Origin of the sequence: Phaeacidiphilus oryzae TH49 (genome assembly GCF_000744815.1) — a bacterium.
GTDB classification, from domain to species: domain Bacteria; phylum Actinomycetota; class Actinomycetes; order Streptomycetales; family Streptomycetaceae; genus Phaeacidiphilus; species Phaeacidiphilus oryzae.
Genome location: NZ_JQMQ01000005.1, coordinates 4,654,415 through 4,678,175 on the forward strand (window position 1 = coordinate 4,654,415; position 23,761 = coordinate 4,678,175).

Here is a 23,761-nt window from a genome sequence, read left to right on the forward strand (position 1 = left end):
GGCCGGGGGCCGCGCCACGCCGACACACCCTCCGGCGTGCCCTGTCCGGCAGCCGTGGAGCGCCCTACTAAGGTGTCCCGCGAGGCCCGGGCAGCGCTGTTCGTGTGACCGCGGCGGGAGTCGGATTCGCTTTCCCCCACCTGCTGGGGGCAGGATTCGTACTCGGGCGAGGAGTTTGCGCCGCTCGGGCGATCCGAACCGGGCAAGGCGTCGAGCTTCATGCCAGTTGGCGACAGACCACAGGAGTACATATGAACCGCAGTGAGCTGGTGGCCGCGCTGTCCGAGCGCGCCGAGGTGACCCGGAAGGACGCGGACGCCGTCCTGGCCGCTTTCGCCGACGTCGTCGGCGACATCGTCGCCAAGGGCGACGAGAAGGTCACCATCCCCGGCTTCCTGACCTTCGAGCGGACCCACCGTGCCGCTCGTACCGCGCGCAACCCGCAGACCGGGGACCCGATCCAGATCCCGGCCGGCTACAGCGTCAAGGTCTCCGCCGGCTCGAAGCTGAAGGAAGCCGCCAAGGGCAAGTGAGCCCGTGCCAGTGGCCCAGCGCGACTGGCAGGCAAGCAAGGCAACGCAGAAGGGCCGTGGCCCGGACCCCCGAGGGGATCCGGGCCACGGCCCTTTTTCCGTCTGTCGTCGCCCCCGCGACCGCGTGCGCTCGCGCGCCGCGCCGGGCGGCTACCGGACCTCGTCCGGGGTCTCGACGTGGGCGCCGAGGTCGGTGAGCTTCTGCCGGAAGTTCTCGTAGCCGCGGTCGATCAGCGAGATGCCGTGCACCCGGGAGGTGCCCTGCGCGGCCAGCGCCGCGATCAGGTAGGAGAAGCCGCCGCGCAGGTCCGGGATGACCAGGTCGCCGCCCTGCAGCTTGGACGGCCCGGAGACCACCGCCGAGTGGAGGAAGTTCCGCGCGCCGAAGCGGCACGGGGTCCCGCCCAGGCACTCGCGGTAGAGCTGGATGTGCGCGCCCATCTGGTTGAGCGCGGAGGTGAAGCCGAGCCGCGACTCGTACACCGTCTCGTGGACGATGGACAGGCCGGTGGCCTGGGTGAGGGCGACCACCAGCGGCTGCTGCCAGTCGGTCTGGAAGCCGGGGTGGACGTCGGTCTCCAGGGCGATCGCGTTGAGCTCGCCGCCCGGGTGCCAGAAGCGGATGCCGTGGTCGTCCACCTCGAAGGCGCCGCCGACCTTCCGGAAGACGTTGAGGAACGTCATCATCTCCAGCTGGCGGGCGTTGCGGACGTAGATGTCGCCGCCGGTGGCCAGCGCCGCGCAGGCCCAGGAGGCCGCCTCGAGGCGGTCCGGCAGGGCGCGGTGGGTGTAGCCGGTGAGGCGGTCCACGCCGGTGATCTGGATGGTGCGGTCGGTGCCGATCGAGATGATCGCGCCCATCTTCTGCAGGACGCAGATCAGGTCGGTGATCTCCGGCTCGATCGCCGCGTTCCGCAGCTCGGTGACGCCCTCCGCGAGGACGGCGGTGAGCAGCACCTGCTCGGTGGCGCCCACCGAGGGGTAGGGAAGGTCGATCTTGGTGCCGCGCAGCCGCTGCGGGGCCTCCAGCATGGTGCCCTGCGGGTGCTTCTCGATGACCGCGCCGAACTGGCGCAGCACGTCGAAGTGGAAGTCGACCGGCCGGCCGCCGATGTCGCAGCCGCCGAGGCCCGGGATGAAGGCGTGGCCCAGCCGGTGCAGCAGCGGGCCGCAGAACAGGATGGGGATTCGGGACGAGCCGGCGTGGGCGTCGATGTCCGCGACGTTGGCGCTCTCGACGTGCGAGGGGTCGAGGATCAGCTCGCCGGGCTCGTCACCGCTGCGGACGGTGACGCCGTGGAGCTGGAGCAGCCCGCGGACGACCTTCACGTCGCGGATGTCCGGGACGTTGCGCAGACGGCTTGGCTCGTGGCCGAGGAGAGCGGCGACCATGGCCTTGGGCACGAGGTTCTTCGCGCCGCGGACTCGGATCTCGCCCTCGAGAGGGGTACCGCCGTGTACAAGCAGGACGTCGTCGGTCATGTTCTCGCGATCCTTGGGGGGACAGAAAAGGGGATCGGCTTCCCGACCGCTCGGCTGCGCTCGGGTCCGACACCCCTTGGAGATGGTAATGCTCATGGCTTCGGTTCCTCGCCTCGTCGGTGACATATGCCGCCCCAGCGTGCGTGTCCTCCGCTTCGTCGCAGGCCGTGCAAGGGATTGTGGCGGACCTCACAGCCGCCCGCTCGGCGGGACTGCTCCGTTTCACCCCTCGCCTGCCCAGTGGGAGGCGCCGATCCGCCTTCGGGCGCCCGCGGCGGGAGTTGATGGGGGATCATGTCCGCATGACCGAGGCCTCCTCGCTCACCGGGCGACTGCTGGTTGCGACCCCCGCGCTGACCGACCCCAACTTCGACCGCGCGGTCGTACTGCTGCTCGACCACGACGAGGACGGGACGCTGGGGGTCGTGCTCAACCGCCCCACCCAGGTGGAGGTCTCGGCGGTGCTCGAACCCTGGGCCGAGCTGGCGGGGTCGCCGGCGGTGGTGTTCCAGGGCGGCCCGGTGTCGCTCGACTCGGCGCTCGCGCTGGCCGTGCTGCCGGGCGAGCCGGCCGGGGGCGCGGGCCCGGAGGGGGTGCTCGGCTGGCGCCGGGTGCACGGGGCCATCGGCCTGGTCGACCTGGAGGCGCCGCCCGAGCTGCTCGCCGCCGAGCTGGGCTCGCTGCGGGTCTTCGCCGGATACGCCGGCTGGACCTCGGGGCAGCTGGAGGACGAGCTGGTGGACGGCGCCTGGTACGTGGTCGACTCCGAGGCGGGCGACGTGTCCTCGCCGGACCCGGAGCGGCTGTGGCGGGCGGTGCTGCGGCGCCAGAGGAGTGAACTGGCCATGGTGGCGACCTACCCGGACGACCCCTCCATGAACTGAGCCCTCCTTCATCCGGGAGACGGGCCCTAGACTTGGGGCGCATGAGCACTCTCGAGCCCGAGCGCGGCGGCAGCACCGGTACCCTCGTCGAGCCGACCCCCCAGGTCTCGCACGGTGACGGCGACCACGAGCGGTTCGCGCACTACGTCCAGAAGGACAAGATCATGGAGAGCGCGCTCTCCGGCAGCCCGGTCGTCGCCCTGTGCGGCAAGGTCTGGGTGCCCGGGCGCGACCCCAAGAAGTACCCGGTCTGCCCGATGTGCAAGGAGATCTACGAGGGTCTCGGCGCGGGCGGCGGCGACAAGGACAAGTCCGGCAAGGGCAGCGACAGGAAGTAACGGGGCAGCCGCCCCGGGCCCCGCGAAGTCGCGCGGCGACTTCAGGGGGCGTGGAACCGCGCCACCAGCCCGTTTCGGCGCCTGGTGGCGCGGTCCGTCGCGTCCCTCGCCTGCGCCTGCGGCGCTGCGGTCGGGGCGCCTGGGGTGTCTCCCGGTTTCGGGAAGGGGCGGGGTTGGGGAATCTGCTGGTGCCGGCCGCGGGCCGGTACGAGGAGCGGGGCGCGGGCTTCGCCCTCGCGCGCGGGACGGGGCTGCGGGTCGGAGCCGGCGCGGAGGCCGCCGCCGCGTGGTGGCGGGCCACCGTCGCGCCGGCGACGGGACTGCCCTTCCCCGAGGGCGAGGGCATCGAGTTCCGGGTCGACGGCGGGCTGGAGCCCGAGGCGTACCGCCTGGACGTCACCGCGGACGGAGCGACCCTCGTCGGCGGGGGCCCCGCCGGGGTCTTCTGGGGCGCGCAGACCCTGCGCCAACTGCTGGGGGAGGGCGCCTTCCGTCGCGCGCCGCTGCCGCTGCCACCCGGCGCGCAGTGGACGCTGCCCGCCGTGCACATCGAGGACGCCCCTCGCTTCGGCTGGCGCGGGGTCCTGCTGGACGTCGCCCGGCACTTCCTCCCCAAGGCGGACCTCTTCCGCTATCTGGACCTGATGGCGGCCCACAAGCTCAACGTCCTGCAACTGCATCTGACCGACGACCAGGGCTGGCGGATGGAGATCCGCCGCTACCCCCGGCTCACCGAGTCCGGCGCCTGGCGCGAGCGCTCCATGGTCGGCTTCCGTGCCGGCGGGCGCCGGGACGACCGGCCGCACGGCGGCTTCTACACCCAGGACGACCTCCGCGAACTGGTGGCGTACGCCGCCGCCCGGCAGATCACGGTGGTCCCGGAGATCGACGTCCCCGGCCACTCGCAGGCGGCCATCGCCGCCTATCCGGAGCTCGGCAACCAGGACGTGGTGGACACCGCCGCCCTGCGCACCGGCACCGACTGGGGCGTCAACCCGAACGTGCTGAACGTCTCGGACGAGACCCTGCGCTTCTACGAGAACGTCCTCACCGAGGTGCTGGAGGTCTTCCCCTCCGGCTACGTCCACCTCGGCGGCGACGAGTGCCCGAAGGACCAGTGGCGGGCCAGCGCCGCCGCCCAGGCCCGGATGAAGGAACTGGGCCTGCCGGACGAGGAGGCCCTGCAGTCCTGGTTCATCCGGCACTTCGACTCCTGGCTGGCCGCGCGCGGACGGCGGCTGATCGGCTGGGACGAGATCCTCCAGGGCGGCCTCGCGCCCGGGGCGGCGGTCTCCTCCTGGCGCGGCTACGCGGGCGGCGTCGCGGCGGCCCGGGCCGGGCACCGCGTGGTGATGTGCCCGGAGCAGCAGGTCTACCTGGACCACCGGGAGTCGGACCATCCGGACGAACCGGTACCGGTCGGCTGGGTGCGCACCCTGGAGGACGTCTACCGGTTCGAGCCGATCCCGCCGGAGCTGCGTGCGGACCCGGCGGCGGCCGGGCTGGTGATGGGCGCTCAGGCGAACATCTGGACCGAGTTCATGGACGACCCCCGCTCGGTGGACTACCACGCCTTTCCGCGGCTCGCGGCCTTCGCCGAGGTGGCGTGGTCGCGGAAGCTGCCGGCCGAGCCGGAGTCCAGGGACGCGGCCTGGGCGGACTTCGAACGCCGGATGGCCGTCCACTACCGGCGTCTTGACGCCCTCGGCGTCGAGTACCGCCCGCCGGAGGGGCCGCGTCCGTGGCACCGCCGGCCGGGTGTGCGGGGCCGGCCGATCGAGGGGCCGCCGCCCGCCCGGTGAACCGCCCGCCGAGCCGCCCGCCAGGGCGGCGGAAGTGAATCGTCCGCTTTCGGGGAGAGTGTCCGGAAAGATGGCTCCGAGGTGGGCCCGTTCGGCCGACGAACGGTCAACTCAGGTGCGGGACACTGGAGATGATCGGCGCCGCGGTGTGTCACAGTTGCCCTCCGGGACACACGGGTGGTGCGGACCCCGTGGAACGTACGGGCAGGAGGGTGCGCCTCCTCGTGTTTTGCACGTACGGTACGGGTCACGGGCACACGCGGCGAAGGGCGCGAGCGAGACGAGCACGGTGGGACACAGGTGAACCAGACGATCATGCTGCCGGACTCACTCGGTGAGGCGGTGGACGCCCTTGCCGCCGTTCCGGCGGCTGTGCCCGTGGCCGGCGGAACCGACCTGATGGCCGCGGTCAACGCCGGCCGGCTGCGCCCGGCCGCGCTGGTCGGCCTCGGCCGGATCAACGAGCTGCGGGGCTGGCAGTACCAGGACGGCTACGCGCTCCTCGGCGCCACCCTCACCCACTCCCGGATGGACCGGCCGGACTTCGCCGCGCTGATGCCGGCGCTGGCCGCCGCGGCCCGCGCCGCCGGGCCGCCGCAGGTGCGCAACGCCGGGACGCTCGGCGGCAACATCGTCTCCGCCCAGCCGACCGGCGACACCCTGCCGGTGCTCGCCGCCCTGGAGGCGGTCCTCTGCCTGGCCGGCCCGGACGGCGCCCGCGAGGTGCCGGTCAGCCATCTGCTGACCGGCCTCGACCCGCTGCGCGGCGGCGAACTGGTCAGCCACGTACGGGTGCAGCTGCTGCACGCCCCGCAGGTCTTCCTCAAGTCCTCACCGCGCAGCGGGCCTTCACGTGCGCCGGTGTCGATCGCCGTGGTCCTGGACCCGGGCCGGCGCGCGGTGCGCTGCGCGGTCGGCGGCCCCGCCCCGGTGCCGCTGCGGCCGCTGGAGGCCGAGCAGTGGGTGGCCGAGTACATCGACTGGGACGCCAGTCAGGGGGCCCGTTCGATCGACCCGGCGGCCTCCGCCGCCTTCGGCGACTACGTCGCCCAGGCCTGCGTGCCCGAGCCGCCCGAGGGGGGACCCCTGGGTGCGGGCGCGCAGCGGCTGCGGCGTACCGTCGCGGTACTTGCCCGCCGCGCGCTTGGGAGGGTGCTCCGGTGACGGACCGTTCGATGGTGGCCTCCGACGACACAGGGGCGATCGGGGCGGAGGGAGCCGCGGGCGCGGCCGACCCCGGCCCGGGCCCCGAGCCGGGCGGAAGCCTGGACGCCGGGCTGCCGCTGGGCGCCGAGGAGCCGCCGCGGGCCGGCTACGTCCTGCGGGTGAACGGCGTCGACCGGCCGGTCTCGGAGGCCTGGATCGGCGAGAGCCTCCTCTACGTGCTGCGCGAGCGGCTCGGCCTCGCGGGGGCCAAGGACGGTTGCGAGCAGGGCGAGTGCGGTGCCTGCTCGGTGCAGGTGGACGGCCAGCTGGTGGACGCCTGCCTGGTGCCCGCCGCGTTGGCGCAGGGCTGCGAGATCCACACCGTGGAGGGGCTCTCCGGGGTGGGCGCGGGCGACCCCTCGGGCGTCGGCGACCCGACCGACGTGCAGCGGGCGCTGGCCTGCAGCGGCGCGGTGCAGTGCGGATTCTGCACGCCCGGCCTGGTGATGGCGCTCCACGACCTGCTGGACCGCAACCACGAGCCGACCGATCTGGAGATCCGCCAGGCGCTCAGCGGCAACCTCTGCCGGTGCACCGGCTACCAGGGCGCGCTGGACGCCGCCCGCCGGGTGAGCGCGGTACGGCGGGCGGCCGCCCAGGCGGAGGCGCAGGCCCGCCGGGACGCGGCGGACGTGGCGCAGAGCGCGGAGGACGGCCGATCCGCCGAGCGGACGGGCGAGTTCGCGCTGGGCGGGGTCCCCGCGCAGAACCGGCACGGCGCGGCGCCGGGCGCGGGCGACCCGGCGGCCGGACGGCACGGGCGGGGCCCGGCCGAGGGCCTGCCGGAGGCCGGCTTCCACGACGGCGGCCCCTACGGCGAGGACCCCTACCCGGACGGCTCCTACGAGAACGGCTCCGCCGCGGAAGCCGGGCACACCGGGGAGTTCGCGGTGGTCGGCGGCTTGCCTCAGGATCCTGCCTCCACCGGGCGGTTCCCGGCCGTGGGCCAGGAGCAGGATCCGGCGCATACCGGACAGTTCCCCGCGATCGGCCAGGACCCAGGGCAGACCGGGCAGTTCACGGCCGTGCCGCAGACCCACGGCGCCGACCCGGCGGCCACCGGGGAGTTCCCGGTGGTCGACGCGCTGCCGGGCGCCGAGCCGCCCGGCGCGGAGGCCGGAGGCGACGAGGAGGCGGGCCGCCCGCGCGGCCCCCGCTCCCTCGGCGGGCTCGGCCTGGCGGCCGGATTCGCCGCGGTGGCCGGGATGCGCGCGCAGGCCGCCCGCGACCTCGCGGCCCAGGAGGCCGCCGGCCCGGAAGCCCACGACCCGCACGCCGGCCACGATCCGCACGCAGGAACCGACCCGCACGCCGGCCAGGGCCCGCACCCCGGCCACGACCCGCAGCAGGGGCGGAACGGCCACCTGCCGCCCGTCTCCCCGCCGCGCTACGACGACATGGGCGACACCATGCCGGAGGGGCTCCCGGCGATCCCCGGGCAGCCCGGAGGGCCGGGGGAGCCCGACCCGGACGGGGAGTCCTCGGTCTACCGGGAGGCGGCCCCGGCGGGCGGCGGCTACGGCGGCGGCGAGTACTCCGTCTATCCGGAGGACCCGTACCAGCGGCAGGTCGAGGTCGACCAGGCCCAGCAGCTCTCCGGCTACCACGAGGTGGACCCGCTCTTCGGCCCGCTGGACGCGGTGATGAACGGCGGCGAGGGCGCCGAGCAGCACGCTCCCCACCCGGCCGAGCCGGGCGGGACCTACGCCCCCGACCCGTACGGCATGAGCAGCGACCCGTACCAGGCCGACCCGTACCGGCAGAACCACGGCGGGGACCCGGGGACCATCCCCCAGCTGCACATCCCGCCGGGGATGTGGGACTACCCGCAGCCGCCGGCCCGGCAGGACCCCCAGCAGCCCGCGCCGGAGGCTGACGGCCGACCGGCCCCGGAGGACCGCGCATGACCACCGACTCGGACACCCTCACCGGGCTGCCGCTGATCCCCGAAGGGGCCCCGGGCAGCGCCACCGGAGGCACCCTCGGCGGGCTGACCGTCACCGGTGTCGGCGCCCCCGCCGAGGCCGGTTCGGGAGCCGGCGCCGAGGCCCGCGTCCCCGTTCAGCCGGGCGCGCCGGAGGCCGACCCGGCCGGCGCCCCCGCGCCGGGCGCCGGTGCCGAGGCGGGCGAAGGAGCGGACGGCGCGGCCGAGTTCGACGATCTGACGGCCGGCGGGCCGGACGGCAACGGGCCCACCGGGCTCGGCGTCGGCCAGATCCGCGGGGACGCCCTGGCCAAGGCCCTGGGCACCTTTCCGTACGCCTCCGACCTGTGGGCGGAGGGGCTGCTCTGGGGCGCGGTGCTGCGCGCGCCGGTGGCGCACGCCCGGATCAGGTCCATCGACACCTCCCCGGCGATGGCCGTCCCCGGCGTGTACGCCGTGCTCACCGCGGCTGACCTGCCCGCCCCCGCCGGCGGCCGGCCGGCGCTGGCGGACGGCGTGGTCCGGCACCACGGGGAGGCGGTGGCCGCGGTGGCCGCCGACCACCCGGAGGCGGCCCGGCTGGCCGCCCAGGCGATCGTCGTCGACTACGAGCAGCTGGAGCCGGTCACCGACCCGGAGAAGTCCTTCCAGGCCCCGCCGATCCACCCGGACGGCAACCTGTTCCGGCACATCCCGCTGCGCTACGGCGACCCGGACTCGGCCGGCGAGATCGTCGTCGAGGGCCTCTACCAGATCGGGCGGCAGGACCCGGCGCCGATCGGCGCCGAATCCGGCCTCGCGGTGCCCCGGCCGGACGGCGGGGTCGAACTCCACCTCGCCTCCACCGACCCGCACGGCGACCGCGACCGCACGGCGGCCGCGCTCGGCCTGGAGGCCGAGCGGGTGCGGCTGGTCGTCACCGGGGTGCCGGGCGCGGCCGGCGACCGCGAGGACTTCGCCTTCCAGACCGTCCTCGGCCTGCTGGCCACCCGCACCGGGCGGCCGGTGAAGATGACCCTCACCCGGGAGGAGTCCTTCCTCTCGCACGGGCACCGGCATCCGGCGCTGCTGAGGTACCGCCACCACGCCGACGGCGAGGGCCGGTTGGTCAAGGTCGAGGCGCAGATCCTGCTGGACGGCGGCGCGTACGCGGAGTCCGCGAGCGAGGCGCTGGCCGCGGCCGCGGCGCTGGCCGTGGGGCCGTACCAGGTCGACAACGTCGTGGTGGACGCCTGGGCGGTGCGCACCAACAACCCGCCGGCCGGGCGGCTGCGGGCCGAGGGCGAGCTGCAGGCCTGCTTCGCCCACGAGTCCCAACTCGACAAGCTGGCCGCCCGGTTGGACCTGGATCCGCTGGAGGTGCGGCGGCGCAACATCATGCGGACCGGCGACCCGCTGCCCACCGGGCAGGCCGTCACCTGTCCGGCGCCGGTCTCCGACCTGCTGGACGCGATCGCCGCCGAGCCGCTGCCGCCGCTGCCGGTGGACGAGCCGGACACCGCCTGGCTGCTGCCCGGCGGCCCCGACGGGGCGGGCGAGCCGTCCGCGATCCGGCGCGGGATCGGATACGCGGTGGGGATGTCGCACATGCTCGGGGCGGAGGGCGCCGACGAGGTGTCGACGGCCTCGGTACGGGTGAGCGGGACGCAGGCCTCCGTCATCTGCGCGGCCGTGGACACCGGGGCCGGATTCTCCACCCTGGCCCGGCAGATCGTGCAGGACGTGCTGGGCGTCACCGACGTCTACGTCGCGCCGGTCGACACCGACCAGCCGCCGGCCGGGCCCTCCGCCCGCAGCCGGCAGACCTGGGTCAGCGGGGGCGCGGTCGAGCGGGCCGCGAAGATGGTCCGGCACCAGCTGCTGCAGCCGCTGGCCGCGCAGTTCGGGATGTCGCCGGAGCTGCTGACCATCTCCGACGGCAAGATCACCTCCTACGACGGGGTGCTGGGCGTCCCGATCGAGGAGGCCCTGGAGGGCAAGGAGCTCTGGGCCACCGCGCAGTGCCGGCCGCATCCGACCGAGCCGCTGGACGGGACGACCGGCCAGGGCGACGCCTTCGTCTCCATCGCGTTCTGCGCGATGCGGGCCGTGGTGGACGTGGACATCGAGCTGGGCACGGTCCGGGTGGTCGACGTGACGGTCGCCCAGGACGTCGGGCGGGCGCTCAACCCGGCGCAGATCCGGGCGCGGATCGAGGCCGGGGTGACGCAGGGCCTGGGCCTGGCGCTGATGGAGGAGCTGGCGGTCGAGGACGGTCTGGTGCTGGACCCGACGCTGGGGGCGTACCGGCTGCCGACGGCGCTGGACGCGCCGGAGATCCGGGTCGCGGCGCTGGTCGAGGAGCGCGACGTGGTCGCCCCCTTCGGGGCGAAGGCGGTGGGCGCGGTGCCGGCCGCGACGGCGCCTGCGGCGGTCGCCGCGGCGGTACGGGCGGCGACGGGGCGGCCGATCCCGCGGCTCCCGGTGCGGCTGGACGACGCGGTCGCGCTGGCCGACTGACCGGGGCCGCCGGCCGACTGACCGGGGCCGCCGGCCGACTGACCGGGCCGCGGGGGCGCGGGGTCGCGGGGCCGTCCCCGCCGGGCCCCTGAGGCGCCCCGCAGGCTCACTCAGGTGTGGCGAGGAACGCGTCGACCAGCGCGCGGAACGCCTCCGGCCGGTCCACCCACGGGTAGTGGCCGGCGCCCGCGAGGGTGCGGTGCTGGGCGCGGGGGAAGGACACGGCGACCTCGTCGCCCGCGTCCACGCCGCTCAGGCCGTCCCGCTCGCCGGTGACGATCAGCACCGGCGCCGCCAGAGTCCGCAGCGAGTCCAGCAGCGTCAGCCGCGTCCCGTGGTCGACCCCCTGCCAGAACGCCGCTCTCGGCACCGGGTTGAGCTGCCCGCCCTCCGCCTCCGCATGGGCCTGCTGGGCCGGGCCCCACTCGCCGTAGGTGGCCGGCGCCGCCCGGAGCAGCAGCCGGCGCACCTCGGCGAGGTCCCGCGCGTTGTCCAGCGCGGAGACCGCCGCCACCGCGTCCTCGTACCAGGACTCGGCGCTGCGGGCCCGGAAGATCCGCTCGGCGTCGTCCGTGCGCCGGGCCTGGAGCCGGGTGCCGGGGGTGATCAGCAGCAGGTGGGAGACCCGCTCGGGGTGCCGCGCGGCGTACGCCTCGGCGAGGGTGGCCGCCGCGGAGTGGCCGAGCACCGCGACCCGCTCCAGGCCGAGCGCCCGGCGGAGCGCCTCGACGTCCTCGGCCAGCCGGGGGAAGGCGTACGCGGACGGGTCGGCGCCGGCGACCCGGGAGTCGCCGGTGCCGCGCAGGTCCGGGATGATCAGCGGGCGGTCGGCGGAGAGCCCGCCGAGGTCGCCCAGGTAGGCGGCGTCCCGGCCGGGCCCGCCCGCGAGGGCGATCAGCGGTGTGCCCGAGTCCCCGACGGGGTCGGGGCCGAGAACCCGGTAGGCGAGTTCTGAGCCGTCGTAGGACTGGTAGCGCGCGCTGGTTTCGGCCATGACACGGATCCTCGCGGATCGGCATGGCCCGCGCCCGCGGGCGGGCGGGGCGACATGCGGCGGGTCCTGTGCACGCCCAGTGACGCGGCCCCCGGGGGCTCGGTCGGAAGGAGGAGCCGATCTCCGTCTCCGGACAGGCGCCAGTGGCAGGCATGCCACTTACAGTTGCTGGGGTGACCACCACTTCCGATCGCCGGTCCGACGCCGCGCCGGCCTCAGCCGAAAGCTCCGCCGCCCCCGGCGTGCTGTCCCGTCCGTACCGGGCGTTCACCCTCGGCATCGTCTCCTGTGTGCTGCTGATCGCCTTCGAGGCGACGGCGGTGAACACCGCGATGCCGGTGGCCGCGCGCAGCCTCCACGGGATCGGGCTCTACGCCTTCGCCTTCTCCGGGTTCTTCACCACCAGCCTGCTGGCGATGGTGCTCTCCGGCGAGTGGTGCGACAAACGCGGGCCGCTGGCGCCGCTGACCACCGGGATCCTCCTCTTCGGGGCGGGGCTGCTGGTCGCCGGGACGGCGGGCCGGATGTGGGAGTTCATCGGCGGCCGGGCGGTGCAGGGCTTCGGCGGCGGACTGGTCATCGTCGCGCTGTACGTGGTGGTCGGGCGGGCCTTTCCGGAGCGGTTGCGGCCGTCCGTCTTCGCGGCGTTCTCGGCCTCCTGGGTGGTGCCGTCCATCGTGGGGCCGGCCATCTCCGGGGCGGTGACCGAGAACCTCGGCTGGCGGTGGGTGTTCCTGTCGATCCCGGTGCTGATCCTGCTGCCGGGCTCGGTGATGGTGCCTCAGCTGCGGCGGCTCGAGGTCGAGCAGGAGGCGGCGGCCGACGGTCCTTCCGGCCGCTGGGCCGGCCGGATGGACCGGCGGCGGGTCCTCCTCGCGCTGGCCGTGGCGGTCGGCGCCGGGCTGCTGCAGTACGCCGGGCAGCGGCTGGTGCCGCTCTCGCTGGTGCCGGCCGTCCTGGGGGCGGCGGTGCTGGTGCCGGCGGTGCTGCGGATCCTCCCCCGGGGGACCGTGCGGGCCGGGCGGGGGCTGCCGACCGTGGTGCTGCTGCGCGGGATCGCGGCGGGGACCTTCTTCGCGGCGGAGTCCTTCGTACCGCTGATGCTGGTCACCGAGCGGGGGCTGTCGCCGACGCTGGCCGGGCTCTCGCTGGCCGGGGGAGGGGCGTCCTGGGCGGGCGGCTCCTGGCTGCAGGGGCGGCCGCGGCTGGAGCCGTACCGCGGGCGGCTGCTCCAACTGGGCTTCTGCCTCACGGCGTTGGCCATCGCGGGGGCGGGGACCGCGCTGCTGCCGGGGGTTCCGGCGTGGGTGGTGGCCTGCGCCTGGGTGGTCGGCGGGGCCGGGATGGGGATGCTGATCTCCAGCCTGAGCGTGCTGCTGATGGCGCAGTCCGCGCCGGAGGACACCGGGACCAACTCGGCCTCCCTGCAGATGTCCGACTCGCTGGGGAACGTGCTGCTGGTGGGCCTGGCCGGGGTGCTGTTCGCGGCGCTGGGCGGGGCGCGGCGGCGGGGACGGCGGTCGGCGTGGCGGGCGCCGCGGGCGGGAGCCACCACCCCTTCGCCTTCGGCGTGATCTTCATCGTGATGGCCTGCGGAGCGGCGGTCGGCGCGGTCCTCGCGCCCCGGGCGAAGACGGCGCCGTAGCCTCTCCCCGTCCCGGCTCCGGCCCTTCGCCGTGGGGCGGGGGGTGGTGTTGGGCCGGGCGGGGCGGCCGCGGGCCGGTACTCTAGGCGGGTTGTCCGATTGCGGCCCAGCCTCGCGCAGCAACCGGGCGCGACCGACGTACCCGAGGAACCCGACGGAGATCGTGAGTACCGCAGCCGCTTCCGCCGCAGCAGCAGGATCCCCCTCGCAGAGCACGCCCACCGGTTCGCAGAACCCGGCAGTACAGCACCAGATCTCCCCGGCGTACCCGGGCCGCGCCCCCTGGGGCACGGCCGGCCGGCTCCGCGCCTGGCAGCAGCGGGCGATGGAGCGCTATCTGGAGGAGCAGCCGCGGGACTTCCTCGCGGTCGCCACCCCCGGCGCCGGCAAGACCACCTTCGCGCTGACCCTCGCCAGCTACCTCCTCCACCACCACCTGGTGCAGCAGGTGACCGTGGTCGCCCCGACCGAGCACCTGAAGAAGCAGTGGGCGGAGGCGGCCGCCCGGCTCGGCATCCGGCTCGACCCGGAGTACAGCAGCGGGCGGCTGTCGCCGGAGTACCACGGCGTCGCGGTCACCTACGCCGGCGTCGGGGTGAACCCGATGCTCCACCGCAACCGGGTGGAGAACCGCAAGACGCTGGTGATCCTGGACGAGATCCACCACGCCGGCGACTCCAAGTCCTGGGGCGAGGCCTGCTTCGAGGCCTTCGAACCGGCCACCCGCAGGCTGGCCCTGACGGGTACTCCGTTCCGCTCCGACACCAACCCGATCCCGTTCGTGACCTACGCGGAGGACCGGGAGGGGCTGCGCCGCTCGGTCGCCGACTACACCTACGGCTACGGCAACGCCCTCGCCGACCACGTCGTCCGGCCGGTGATCTTCCTCTCCTACAGCGGCCAGATGCGCTGGCGCACCAAGCAGGGCGACGAGGTCTCCGCCCGGCTCGGCGAGCCCCTCACCAAGGACGCGATCAACCAGGCCTGGCGCACCGCCCTGGCCCCCGAGGGCGAGTGGATCCCCAACGTGCTGCGGGCCGCCGACCGCCGGCTGACCGAGGTCCGCAAGGCGATCCCGGACGCGGGCGCCCTGGTCATCGCCACCGACCAGCAGCACGCCCGGGCCTACGCCAAGATGATCCGGGAGATCACCGGGGAGGGCGCGACCCTCGTCCTCTCCGACGAGGCCGAGGCCTCCCAGCGGATCACCGACTTCTCCGAGGGCACCCAGCGGTGGATGGTCGCGGTCCGGATGGTCTCCGAGGGCGTGGACGTACCGCGGCTGGCGGTCGGCGTCTACGCCACCTCGATCCAGACGCCGCTCTTCTTCGCCCAGGCGGTGGGCCGCTTCGTCCGCGCCCGGCGGCGCGGCGAGACCGCGTCCGTCTTCCTGCCGACCGTGCCCGACCTCCTCGGCTTCGCGAGCAGCATGGAGGAGGAGCGCGACCACGTCCTGGACCGGCCGCGCCGCTCGGAGGACGAGGACATCTTCGCCGAGGAGGACGCGCTGCTCCGCGAGGCCGAGGAGGAGCAGAACGAGGGCGACGGCCTCGGCGAGGAGGAGTTCAAGTTCGAGGCCCTGGAGTCGGACGCGGTCTTCGACCGGGTGCTCTACGAGGGCGCGGAATTCGGCATGCAGGCGCATGTGGGTTCCGAGGAGGAAGAGGAATACCTGGGAATCCCAGGTCTTCTGGAGCCCGATCAGGTACAAATGCTGCTTCAGAAGCGGCAGCACCGGCAGATTCAGAAGTCCAAGTCCCGGCCGGCCGAGGAGGCCGACCTGATCGAGAAGCCCGCCGAGGAGCGGCCGATCGTCACCCACCAGCAGCTGCGCGAGCTCCGCAAGGAGCTGAACACGCTGGTCGGGGCCTGGCACCACCGCACCGGGCAGCCGCACGGGACCATCCACAACGAGCTGCGCCGGGAGTGCGGCGGCCCGCTGACCGCGCAGGCCTCGGCCGCCCAGCTGAACGCCCGGATCGCCAGGATCCGCGAATGGGCCACCCGGCCCCGCTGAAACCGGCACAAGCGGAATGCTTGTGCCCCGGTTTGCGCGCATAGGCGGAATTCCCAGGTCACGATCTCTGACCGAATTCTGGACAGCCACTACCGCAGGGCGGATCCGCTCACTACTTTCCTCTCACGCTCCCGCTGACGGAGTGCGCGGGACCACGTGTCGTCAACGACGCCGGTACGGGGTCCCGTCCGTGCGGAAGAGAGAAGCGCGTCGTGACCGCCGAGACCTCGCAGACCCTGGATCGGGGCGTCCGCGTGCTCAAGCTGCTCGCGGACTCCGAACGCGGCCTCACCGTGACCGAGCTCGCCTCCCGGCTCGCCGTCAACCGGACCGTCGTCTACCGGCTGCTCGCCACCCTGGAACAGCACGGCCTGGTGCGCCGGGACATCGGCGGCCGGGCCCGGGTCGGCCTGGGTGTGCTGCGGCTCGCCCACCGGGTGCATCCGCTGCTGCGCGAGGCCTCGCTGCCCGCCCTGCGGTCGCTCGCCGAGGACCTGGGCGCGACGGCGCATCTGACGCTGGTGGACGGGAACGACGCGCTGGCCGTCGCCGTCGTCGAACCCAGCTGGACGGACTACCACGTGGCCTACCGGACCGGGCAGCGGCATCCGCTGGACGAGTCCGCCGCGGGCCGCGCGATACTCAGCGCCCGCGGCCTGCCGCCGGGCAGGCGCCCGGAGCCGCCCTATGTGGTCGCCGCCTCCGAGGTGCGCTCCGGCGCCTGCGGGGTCGCCGCTCCGCTGCTGGGGCTGGCCGGGGTGGAGGGCTCGGTGGGGGTGGTGCTGCTGGGCGGGCCGGTCGCGGAGAGCGTCGGGCCGCGGGTGATCGCCGCTGCGGCGGCGCTGGCGGAGACCCTGCGCTGAGGGACCGTAGGATACCCGGGTGTCCCGACTGTCCCGAAAGCTGCTCTCGCGCCCTGTCGCGCTCGCGGTGAGCGCCGCCCTGGTGGTCGCGCTGCTGCTGGTCGCCTTCCTCGCCCCGCTGCCGTTCACCGTGATGCAGCCGGGGATCACCGCCGACACCCTGGGCTCGTACCAGGGCAAGCAGGTGATCACGATCAGCGGGCACGCCGTCCGCCCGACCAGCGGGCAGCTGCGGATGGTGACCATCGCGGCGACCGCGCCGCAGGACTCCCTCTCGATCTGGGACGCCCTCAGCGCCTGGCCGGACCCGGACCGCGCGGTCGTGCCGCGGGACGCCGTCTATCCGTCCGGGCAGTCGCTCTCCGAGATCAACCGGACCGACCAGCAGCAGATGACGCAGTCGCAGAACGACGCGACGGCGGCGGCGCTGGGATACCTCCACCTGAACGCCGACCAGGTCAAGGTGCAGCTGCGGCTGGCGGACGTGGGCGGCCCCAGCGCGGGGCTGCTGTTCGCGCTGGGGATCATCGACAAGCTGGCCGGGAACGGCGGCGGGGGCGACCTGACCGGGGGCAGGACCGTCGCCGGGACCGGGGAGATCACCTCGGACGGGCAGGTCAAGCAGGTCGGCGGGGTCGCGCTGAAGACGAAGGCGGCGGCGCGGGACGGGGCGACGGTCTTCCTGCTGCCCTCCGTGGAGTGCAGCGAGGGCCGGGCGGACACGCCGGCCGGGCTCCGGCTGGTGCCGGTCGACAGCCTTGCGCAGGCGGTCAGCGCGCTGGAGGCGATCGACGCGGGGCGGGGCGCGGTACCGTCCTGCTGACGCCGGGACGCGCTTTCTCCGCCCCGGCTCAGCCCTTCCGCCGTCTCCTCCGCTGCTCCCGCCCCTGCGGTGCGCCCGCGGCGCCGCCGCCGCCGAGGCAAGGCGCCGGGCCTCAGCCGGACTTGATGAAGCCCTCCTGGACGAGCCAGTCCTTGGCCACCGTCCGGGGGTCCTTCCCCTGGACGTCGACCTCGCCGTTCAGCTTCTGCGCCAGTTCGGTGGTGAGCTTCTTCGTCACCGGTCCGAGGAGGCCGGCGATCGCCGGGTACCTCTTCAGGGAGGCGGAGTTGATCACCGGTGCGGCGTTGTAGTTGGGGAAGAACTTCTTGTCGTCCGCCAGGACCTTCAGGTTCAGCGCCGGGATCCGGCCGTCCGTGGTGAAGACCTCGCCGAAGCGGCAGGCGTGGCCGCCCGCCAGCGTGGTGTAGACGATGCCGCTGTCCATCTTCTGCACCTGGCCGTTGGGGATGTCCATCCCGTAGGCCTTCTCCATCCCCTGCAGGCCGTCGCTGCGCACCGCGAACTCGTTCTCCACGCAGAGGGTGACCTTGCCGCGGTCGGTCCGGGTCAGCGCGGCCACGTCGGAGAGCGTCCGGACACCCGTCTCCTGCTGCGTCCGCGCGGTGACGGCCAGCGCGTAGGTGTTGTTGAGGTCGGACTGCGGCAGCCAGGTCACGCCGTTGGCGAGGTCGGCGTCGTGCACCGCCTGCCACTGCTGCTGGGGGTCGGCGATCGGTTTGGTGTGGCCGAGGTAGGTGATCCACCCGGTGCCGGTGTAGTCGTACAGCGCGTCCGCCGTGCCCTTGAGGATGGCCTGGCGGGCGCCGATCGAGCCCTGGATGTTGGTCTTGTCGATGACGGTCGCGCCGGCGGCCTTGAAGACCAGGCCGATGATCTCGCCCAGGATGATCTGCTCGCTGAAGTTCTTCGAGGTGACGGTGAGGGTCGCGCCCGCCAGCGGCTCGCCCTTGCCGACCGAGCCCGGCCGGACCGTGTCGGCGATCGGCTCGCCGCTCTGCAGGCCGCAGCCGGACAGCCCGGAGACCCCGGCCGGGAGCAGCGCCAGCAGCGCCGCCGCCAGCAGGCCGGCCCGCCGCCGTCCCCTCGCCCGCCCGCTCACCGGGAACCCTCCAGTCCGCGGGGGTTGAGGAGGAGCTCGGCGATCGAGGCCAGCCAGTCCACCAGCAGCGCCAGGCCCACGGCCAGCACCGAGCCGACGATCAGCACCCGGGTCCGCTGGGTGACGATGCCGTCCGTGATCAGGTTGCCGAGCCCGCCGCCGCTGACGAACGCGGCCAGGGTCCCGGTGCCGACGTTGAAGACCAGGGCGGTCCGGACGCCGGCCAGGATCAGCGGGACCGCGAGCGGAAGCTCCACCTTGGCCAGCACGCCCAGCGGGGACATCCCGATCCCCCTGGCGGCGTCCAGCAGCGAGGGCTCGATCGAGCGCAGCCCGGCCATGGTGTTGGAGAGCACCGGCAGCACCGCGTACGCCACCATGCCGAAGAGGGCGGTCTTGACGCCGATGCCCAGCCAGAAGGTGAGCAGCGCCAGGATGCCGATGGCCGGGGAGGCCTGGCCGAGGTTGGCCAGGCTCACCGCGACCGGCACCCCCCACCGCGCCCACGGCCGGGTCAGGACGATGCCCAGCGGGATCGCGATGACCAGCACGAAGAAGGTGGAGATCGCGGTGAGCCTGATGTGCTGCCAGAGGTAGAGCTGCACCTGGCCGCCGCCGAGCGACTGCTTCTCGATGGCGTCCAGGTGGACGTTGCTGATCCACAGGTAGAGGGCGGCCACCGCGGCGACCACCACCAGCGGCGTCACGATCAGCTTGGTGAGGGTGAGCCGCCGCGCCCGCGCCGGGTTGGCCGGCATCTCCTGCTCCTGGAGATCCGACGGGTCCTCGCGGCCGTCGGCGTCCCCGGGGTCGCGCCCGGGTGGCTGCATGAGGGTGCTCATGCCCGCCCCTCCTCGCCCGGGTGGCCCTCCAGCTGCCGGTCCGTCTCCGGATGTTGGAGCTGGGCCAGGTCGTGCTGGTGCTCGGCGGCGGTCAGCCGGTCCTCCTCCAGCAGCTCCTGGACGGAGTCCATCAGGGTCTTCATGTCGACCACGCCCAGGTACTCGCCGCGGCGGCCGGTGACCGAGACCCGGCCGGCGTTGTCGGTGAGCACCGCCTCCAGCGCGTCGCGGAGGGTGGCGTCCTGGGTGACGGTGTCCTGGACCAGCGCGCCGGCCCGGGCCAGCGAGCCCCGGGCGCGCATCAGGTCCCCGCGTCTCAGCCACTTGTACGGGCGGTTGCGGCGGTCGAGGAGGAGGAGCTCGCTGCCGCCGTGCTCGCGGAGGAAGTTGAAGATCCGCTCCAGCGGGTCGTCCACGGTGAAGGTGGGGACCTGGGCCATCTCGACGTCCCGGACCCGGGTGAGGTTGAGCCGCTTGAGGGCCGCCCCGGCGCCGACGAAGCCGGACACGAACTCGTCCGCCGGGTTGGTGAGGATCGCCTCCGGGGTGTCGAACTGGGCGATCACCGAGCGCTCGCGGAGCACCGCGATCCGGTCGCCCAGCTTGATCGCCTCGTCGAAGTCGTGGGTGACGAAGACGATCGTCTTGTGCAGCTCGTGCTGGAGCCGGATCAGCTCGTCCTGGAGGTGGTCGCGGGTGATCGGGTCCACCGCGCCGAACGGCTCGTCCATCAGCAGCACCGGCGGGTCGGCGGCGAGCGCCCGGGCCACGCCGACGCGCTGCTGCTGGCCGCCGGAGAGCTGGCGGGGGTAGCGGTCGTGGAACTCCTTGGCGTCCAGGCCGACCAGGTCGAGCATCTCCTCCACCCGGTTCCTGATCCGCTTCTTCGACCAGCCGATCATCCTCGGCACCTGGCCGATGTTCTGGGCCACCGTCATGTGCGGGAAGAGGCCGGAGGACTGGATCGAGTAGCCGATGTGCCGGCGGAGCTTCACCGGGTCCAGCCTGGTGACGTCGTCGCCGGCGATCTTGATCTGCCCCGAGGTCGGCTCGATCAGCCGGTTGATCATCTTCAGGGTGGTGGACTTCCCGGAGCCGGACGGGCCGACCAGCATGACCGTCTCGCCGGGGTTGATCTCCATGCTGATGTTGTCGACGGCGGGCAGCGTCGAGCCCGGGTAGACCTTGCTCAGGTTCACCAGCTCGATTCCGGCCCCGGTCACCCCCTCCGGCTTCTCGGCCAGGATCGCCGGGGTCTTCCCGCCGCCGCGCCGGCCGCCGGGCCCGGACGCGTCCGCGGTGGAGGTGGCATCAGACACGAATCCCCCTGGAGGTGGTCAGGCGGCCGATCAGGACCAGTGCCGCGTCGAAGAGGAGCGCCAGGATGACGATGCCGAGCGTTCCGGCCAGCACCTCGTTCAGCGCGTTGGCGCTGCCCAGCGAGGAGATGCCGTTGAAGATCTCGTTGCCCAGGCCCGGCCCGGAGGCGTAGGCGGCGATGGCCAGGATGCCCATGCTCATCTGGGTGGAGACCCGGATGCCGGTGAGGATGCTCGGCCAGGCGATCGGCAGCTCCACCAGGAACAGCTGGGACAGCCGCGTCATGCCGATCCCGCGTCCCGCCTCGACCAGCGAGGGGTCGACCCCGCGCAGCCCGACGACGCAGTTCCGGATGATCGGCAGCAGCGCGTACAGCACCAGGGCGGTGACGGTCGGCGCGACGCCGAGGCCGAGGATCGGGATCAGCAGACCGAGCAGGGCGTAGGAGGGGATGGTGAGGATGGTGACCGTCGAACCGATGGCCAGCTGGGCGGCCCGCTCGCTGCGATAGGTCAGTGCGCCGACGGCCACGCCGATCACCGTCGCCACCACCATGCACTGGAAGACCGCGCTGGCGTGCTGGTAGGTGTCGGTCAGCAGCTGCGCGTGCCGCGAGCTGATGAAGTCCCAGAAGTTCACCAGGTCATCGAAACTGACGCCCCGTCGACCGCGCCCGCCGGACTGCTCCGGGCGGGAGCGGCGGCCGGACCGCGTCACCCGGGCGGCGTCACCCGGTCGGCCCGGCGGTTTGCGGCCGGGGCCGGGCGGCCGGACGGTGGACGGTATGGCTGATGGTTCGTCAGGTGTGACCGGTCCCGCCGACTTCCCGGTGCTGGGCGTGGACGCGGTGGAGCTGTCCGTCGGCAATGCCCGGCAGGCCGCCCACTACTACTCCACCGCGCTCGGCCTGCGGCTCACCGCGTACCGGGGTCCGGAGACCGGTGAGGCCGGCACCGCCTCCTGGGTGCTCGAGTCCGGCAGCGCGCGGATCGTCCTCAGCTCCGCCGTCACCCGGGACGGCGAGCACGGGCGGCGGCTGGCCGGGCAGGCCGCCGCACACGGGGACGGGGTGGTCGACCTGGCGCTGGCCGTCCCCGACGCCCGCCGGGCGTACCGGCTCGCCGTCGAGCGCGGGGCGCACGGGCTCGCCGAGCCGCGCGAGCTGACCGACGAGCACGGCACCGTGGTGGTCGCCGCCATCGGCACCTACGGCGACGTCCGGCACACCCTCGTCGAGCGGGCCGGCTACCGCGGCCCGTACCTCCCCGGCTACCGGGCCGTCGAACCTTCCCCAAGCTCTCGACTCCGCTCTAGCAGGGAAGACCCCACGGTGACCCCGCGTCAGCCGGACCTCTTCCAGGGGGTCGACCACTGCGTGGGCAACGTCGAGCTCGGGCGGATGGACGAGTGGGTGGACTTCTACCGCCGGGTGATGGGCTTCGGGCTGATGAAGGAGTTCGTCGGGGACGACATCGCCACCGCGTACTCGGCGCTGATGTCCAAGGTGGTCGCGGACGGCGGGCACAAGGTGAAGTTCCCGCTGAACGAGCCCGCGCCCGGCCGCCGGCGCTCCCAGATCGACGAGTACCTGGAGTTCAACGGCGGCCCCGGCGTCCAGCACATCGCCCTGGCCACCGGCGACATCGTCCGCGCGGTGCGCGAACTGCGGGCGGCCGGGCAGGAGTTCCTGGAGACCCCGGACAGCTACTACGACACCCTGGGGGAGTGGGTCGGCGAGACCCGCGTCCCCCTGGAGGAGCTGCGCGAGCTGCGGATCCTGGCCGACCGGGACGAGGACGGCTACCTGCTGCAGATCTTCACCAGGCCGGTCGCCGACCGGCCCACCCTCTTCTACGAGCTGATCGAGCGGCACGGCTCGGAGGGCTTCGGAAAGGGCAACTTCAAGGCCCTCTTCGAGGCCATCGAGCGCGAGCAGGCCAGGCGCGGCAACCTCTGACCCCTTGTACAAGCCCCTTCCAAGCGAAAGAGTTGCTGATCAAGCAGGAGTACGGATCGGCCGCTTGGGAGGGAACGAGCGATGAGTCAGCTCAATCAACTCACTGACAAGTTGCGTGCTGCGCTGCCCGCGGAGGCGGTGGTCACCGATCCGGACGTGACCCGCACCTACGCGGTGGACACGGCCGCCTTCTGCGAGGCCGGCGCGCCGGCCGTGCTGGTCTTCCCGCGGACCACCGAGGACGTGCAGAACATCATGCGGACGGCGACCGAGCTGCGGGTGCCCGTCGTCCCGCAGGGCGCGCGGACGGGTCTGTCCGGCGCCGCCAACGCGGTGGACGGCTGCATCCTGCTGTCGATGGTGAAGATGGACGCCATCGAGGAGATCGACCCGGTCAACCGGATCGCGGTGGTGCAGCCCGGCGTGGTCAACGCGGTGCTGTCGCGGGCCGTCGAGGAGCACGGCCTCTACTACCCGCCGGACCCGTCCAGCTGGGAGATGTGCACCATAGGCGGCAACATCGGCACCGGCTCCGGCGGACTGTGCTGCGTCAAGTACGGGGTCACCGCCGAGTACGTCCTCGGGCTCGACGTAGTGCTGGCCGACGGGCGGCTGCTGCACACCGGGCGCCGGACCGCCAAGGGCGTCGCCGGGTACGACCTCACCCGGCTGATCGTGGGCTCCGAGGGGAGCCTGGGGGTCGTCGTACGGGCGGTGCTGGCGCTGCGGCCCAAGCCGGCGCCGCAGCTGGCGCTGGCCGCGGAGTTCCCGGACAACGCGACGGCGGGCCGGGCGGTCTGCGAGATCATGGCGCGGGGGTTCGCGCCCTCGCTGATGGAGCTGATGGACCGGACCAGCATCCGGGCGGTCAACTCCTTCGCCTCGATGGGCCTTCCGGAGAGCACCGCCGCGCTGCTGATGGTGGCCTTCGACACCCCGGAGCCGGCGGCTGAGCTGGCCGCGGCGGCGGAGGTCTGCCGGGAGGCGGGGGCGACCGAGGTGGTCCCGGCGGAGGACCAGGCGGAGTCCGAACTGCTGCTGCAGGGACGGCGGTTGACGCTCACCGCGCTGGACGCGATGGGGACCACGATGATCGACGACGTCGCGGTGCCGCGGTCGCGACTGGCCGAGCTGCTGGACGGGGTGGCGGAGATCGCCGACCGGTACGCGCTGACGATCGGGGTGTGCGCCCACGCGGGGGACGGCAACACCCACCCCACGGTCGTCTTCGACGGATCCGACGCGGAGGAGCGGGCGCGGGCGCAGGCGTCGTTCGACGACATCATGGCGCTGGGGCTGAAGCTGGGCGGGACGATCACCGGCGAGCACGGGGTCGGCCTGCTGAAGAAGGAGTGGCTGGCGCGGGAGATCGGCCCGGTGGGGGTGGAGCTCCAGCGCGCGATCAAGTCCGTCTTCGACCCCTTGGGCTTGCTGAACCCGGGCAAGCTGTTCTGATTCAGCCCCGGCCCCGCTCACGCGCCCCGGGCGCAGCGCCGCAGGCGCAAGTAGGGG

Annotated in this window: 18 protein-coding genes and 1 pseudogene; 13 read left to right on the top strand and 6 right to left on the bottom strand. The window is 73.8% G+C overall.

Going from position 1 to position 23,761, the window contains the following annotated elements; translation table 11 throughout:
• The first annotated feature begins 251 nt into the window (after positions 1 to 251).
• Complete coding sequence (locus BS73_RS24375; RefSeq protein WP_037575918.1) at positions 252 to 533, top strand: HU family DNA-binding protein; 282 nt, start codon at positions 252 to 254, stop codon at positions 531 to 533.
• Positions 534 to 683: 150 nt separating this feature from the next.
• Here the strand turns inward: BS73_RS24375 and murA are convergent, their stop codons facing one another.
• Complete coding sequence (gene murA, locus BS73_RS24380) at positions 684 to 2,015, bottom strand: UDP-N-acetylglucosamine 1-carboxyvinyltransferase (protein ID WP_037575921.1); 1,332 nt, start codon at positions 2,013 to 2,015, stop codon at positions 684 to 686.
• 302 nt (positions 2,016 to 2,317) lie between these two features.
• Between murA and BS73_RS24385 the strand changes: the two genes are divergently transcribed.
• The 6 genes from BS73_RS24385 to BS73_RS24410 all read left to right on the top strand — a co-directional run bounded on the left by BS73_RS24385 (position 2,318) and on the right by BS73_RS24410 (position 10,668).
• The gene (locus BS73_RS24385) at positions 2,318 to 2,899 is read left to right on the top strand and encodes a YqgE/AlgH family protein (protein WP_037575923.1); all 582 of its coding nucleotides are present in this window, start codon (positions 2,318 to 2,320) and stop codon (positions 2,897 to 2,899) included.
• 41 nt (positions 2,900 to 2,940) lie between these two features.
• Positions 2,941 to 3,237, top strand: a complete 297-nt coding sequence (locus BS73_RS24390) for a DUF3039 domain-containing protein (protein WP_037575927.1) — start codon at positions 2,941 to 2,943, stop codon at positions 3,235 to 3,237.
• 173 nt (positions 3,238 to 3,410) lie between these two features.
• On the top strand, positions 3,411 to 5,039 hold the full coding sequence (locus tag BS73_RS24395) for a beta-N-acetylhexosaminidase (protein ID WP_037575930.1): 1,629 nt from the start codon (positions 3,411 to 3,413) through the stop codon (positions 5,037 to 5,039).
• A 315-nt stretch (positions 5,040 to 5,354) separates the two neighbouring features.
• Positions 5,355 to 6,203 carry an FAD binding domain-containing protein gene (locus BS73_RS24400; RefSeq protein WP_084704860.1) on the top strand — a complete coding sequence of 283 codons (849 nt, stop codon included), beginning with the start codon at positions 5,355 to 5,357 and terminating at the stop codon, positions 6,201 to 6,203.
• Positions 6,200 to 8,152: a (2Fe-2S)-binding protein gene (locus BS73_RS41020; protein ID WP_051940432.1), complete on the top strand. Its 1,953-nt coding sequence runs from the start codon at positions 6,200 to 6,202 to the stop codon at positions 8,150 to 8,152. The genes BS73_RS24400 and BS73_RS41020 overlap by 4 nt, the downstream gene beginning before the upstream one ends.
• Positions 8,149 to 10,668 (top strand): xanthine dehydrogenase family protein molybdopterin-binding subunit, encoded by a 2,520-nt coding sequence (locus BS73_RS24410; protein ID WP_084704325.1) that lies wholly within the window; start codon positions 8,149 to 8,151, stop codon positions 10,666 to 10,668. Before BS73_RS41020 ends, BS73_RS24410 begins: the two co-directional genes overlap by 4 nt.
• A 106-nt stretch (positions 10,669 to 10,774) precedes the next feature.
• On the opposite strand, the gene BS73_RS24415 is transcribed toward BS73_RS24410, so the two are convergent.
• Positions 10,775 to 11,662, bottom strand: coding sequence for an alpha/beta fold hydrolase (locus tag BS73_RS24415; protein ID WP_037575936.1), 888 nt, complete (start codon positions 11,660 to 11,662; stop codon positions 10,775 to 10,777).
• A gap of 152 nt (positions 11,663 to 11,814) precedes the next feature.
• Between BS73_RS24415 and BS73_RS24420 the strand changes: the two are divergent.
• From BS73_RS24420 to BS73_RS24435, 4 genes and pseudogenes are all read left to right on the top strand, one after another.
• Positions 11,815 to 13,307 (top strand): annotated as a pseudogene (locus tag BS73_RS24420) (MFS transporter).
• A gap of 253 nt (positions 13,308 to 13,560) precedes the next feature.
• The gene (locus BS73_RS24425; protein ID WP_051941537.1) at positions 13,561 to 15,324 is read left to right on the top strand and encodes a DEAD/DEAH box helicase; all 1,764 of its coding nucleotides are present in this window, start codon (positions 13,561 to 13,563) and stop codon (positions 15,322 to 15,324) included.
• A gap of 212 nt (positions 15,325 to 15,536) precedes the next feature.
• Positions 15,537 to 16,187, top strand: coding sequence for an IclR family transcriptional regulator (locus tag BS73_RS24430; RefSeq protein WP_037575943.1), 651 nt, complete (start codon positions 15,537 to 15,539; stop codon positions 16,185 to 16,187).
• Positions 16,188 to 16,206: 19 nt separating this feature from the next.
• A complete protein-coding gene (locus BS73_RS24435) occupies positions 16,207 to 17,010 on the top strand; it encodes a S16 family serine protease (protein WP_235215513.1) in 804 nt (267 codons plus the stop codon).
• 112 nt (positions 17,011 to 17,122) lie between these two features.
• Here BS73_RS24435 and BS73_RS24440 read toward each other — a convergent pair whose 3' ends face one another.
• The 4 genes from BS73_RS24440 to BS73_RS24455 all read right to left on the bottom strand — a co-directional run bounded on the left by BS73_RS24440 (position 17,123) and on the right by BS73_RS24455 (position 20,931).
• Positions 17,123 to 18,130, bottom strand: a complete 1,008-nt coding sequence (locus BS73_RS24440; protein WP_051940433.1) for a glycine betaine ABC transporter substrate-binding protein — start codon at positions 18,128 to 18,130, stop codon at positions 17,123 to 17,125.
• Positions 18,127 to 18,972 carry an ABC transporter permease gene (locus BS73_RS24445; protein ID WP_037575945.1) on the bottom strand — a complete coding sequence of 282 codons (846 nt, stop codon included), beginning with the start codon at positions 18,970 to 18,972 and terminating at the stop codon, positions 18,127 to 18,129. The genes BS73_RS24440 and BS73_RS24445 overlap by 4 nt, the downstream gene beginning before the upstream one ends.
• Complete coding sequence (locus tag BS73_RS24450; RefSeq protein WP_407675148.1) at positions 18,969 to 20,216, bottom strand: ABC transporter ATP-binding protein; 1,248 nt, start codon at positions 20,214 to 20,216, stop codon at positions 18,969 to 18,971. Before BS73_RS24450 ends, BS73_RS24445 begins: the two co-directional genes overlap by 4 nt.
• A 67-nt stretch (positions 20,217 to 20,283) precedes the next feature.
• Positions 20,284 to 20,931 carry an ABC transporter permease gene (locus BS73_RS24455; RefSeq protein WP_037575948.1) on the bottom strand — a complete coding sequence of 216 codons (648 nt, stop codon included), beginning with the start codon at positions 20,929 to 20,931 and terminating at the stop codon, positions 20,284 to 20,286.
• A 145-nt stretch (positions 20,932 to 21,076) separates the two neighbouring features.
• On the opposite strand from BS73_RS24455, the gene hppD reads away from it, so the two are divergent.
• Positions 21,077 to 22,249, top strand: coding sequence for a 4-hydroxyphenylpyruvate dioxygenase (gene hppD, locus BS73_RS24460; RefSeq protein WP_037575950.1), 1,173 nt, complete (start codon positions 21,077 to 21,079; stop codon positions 22,247 to 22,249).
• 81 nt (positions 22,250 to 22,330) lie between these two features.
• The gene (locus tag BS73_RS24465; RefSeq protein WP_037575952.1) at positions 22,331 to 23,704 is read left to right on the top strand and encodes an FAD-binding oxidoreductase; all 1,374 of its coding nucleotides are present in this window, start codon (positions 22,331 to 22,333) and stop codon (positions 23,702 to 23,704) included.
• Positions 23,705 to 23,761: the final 57 nt, after the last annotated feature.

Bases quoted from the DNA above. Each gene is read 5' to 3' on its own strand.
- BS73_RS24465 (WP_037575952.1), top strand. From the start codon at position 22,331: ATGAGTCAGCTCAATCAACTCACTGACAAGTTGCGTGCTGCGCTGCCC.
- BS73_RS24375 (WP_037575918.1), top strand. From the start codon at position 252: ATGAACCGCAGTGAGCTGGTGGCCGCGCTGTCCGAGCGCGCCGAGGTG.
- hppD (WP_037575950.1), top strand. From the start codon at position 21,077: ATGGCTGATGGTTCGTCAGGTGTGACCGGTCCCGCCGACTTCCCGGTG.
- murA (WP_037575921.1), bottom strand. From the start codon at position 2,015: ATGACCGACGACGTCCTGCTTGTACACGGCGGTACCCCTCTCGAGGGC.
- BS73_RS24390 (WP_037575927.1), top strand. From the start codon at position 2,941: ATGAGCACTCTCGAGCCCGAGCGCGGCGGCAGCACCGGTACCCTCGTC.
- BS73_RS24410 (WP_084704325.1), top strand. From the start codon at position 8,149: ATGACCACCGACTCGGACACCCTCACCGGGCTGCCGCTGATCCCCGAA.
- BS73_RS24385 (WP_037575923.1), top strand. From the start codon at position 2,318: ATGACCGAGGCCTCCTCGCTCACCGGGCGACTGCTGGTTGCGACCCCC.
- BS73_RS24400 (WP_084704860.1), top strand. From the start codon at position 5,355: ATGCTGCCGGACTCACTCGGTGAGGCGGTGGACGCCCTTGCCGCCGTT.
- BS73_RS24415 (WP_037575936.1), bottom strand. From the start codon at position 11,662: ATGGCCGAAACCAGCGCGCGCTACCAGTCCTACGACGGCTCAGAACTC.
- BS73_RS24445 (WP_037575945.1), bottom strand. From the start codon at position 18,972: ATGAGCACCCTCATGCAGCCACCCGGGCGCGACCCCGGGGACGCCGAC.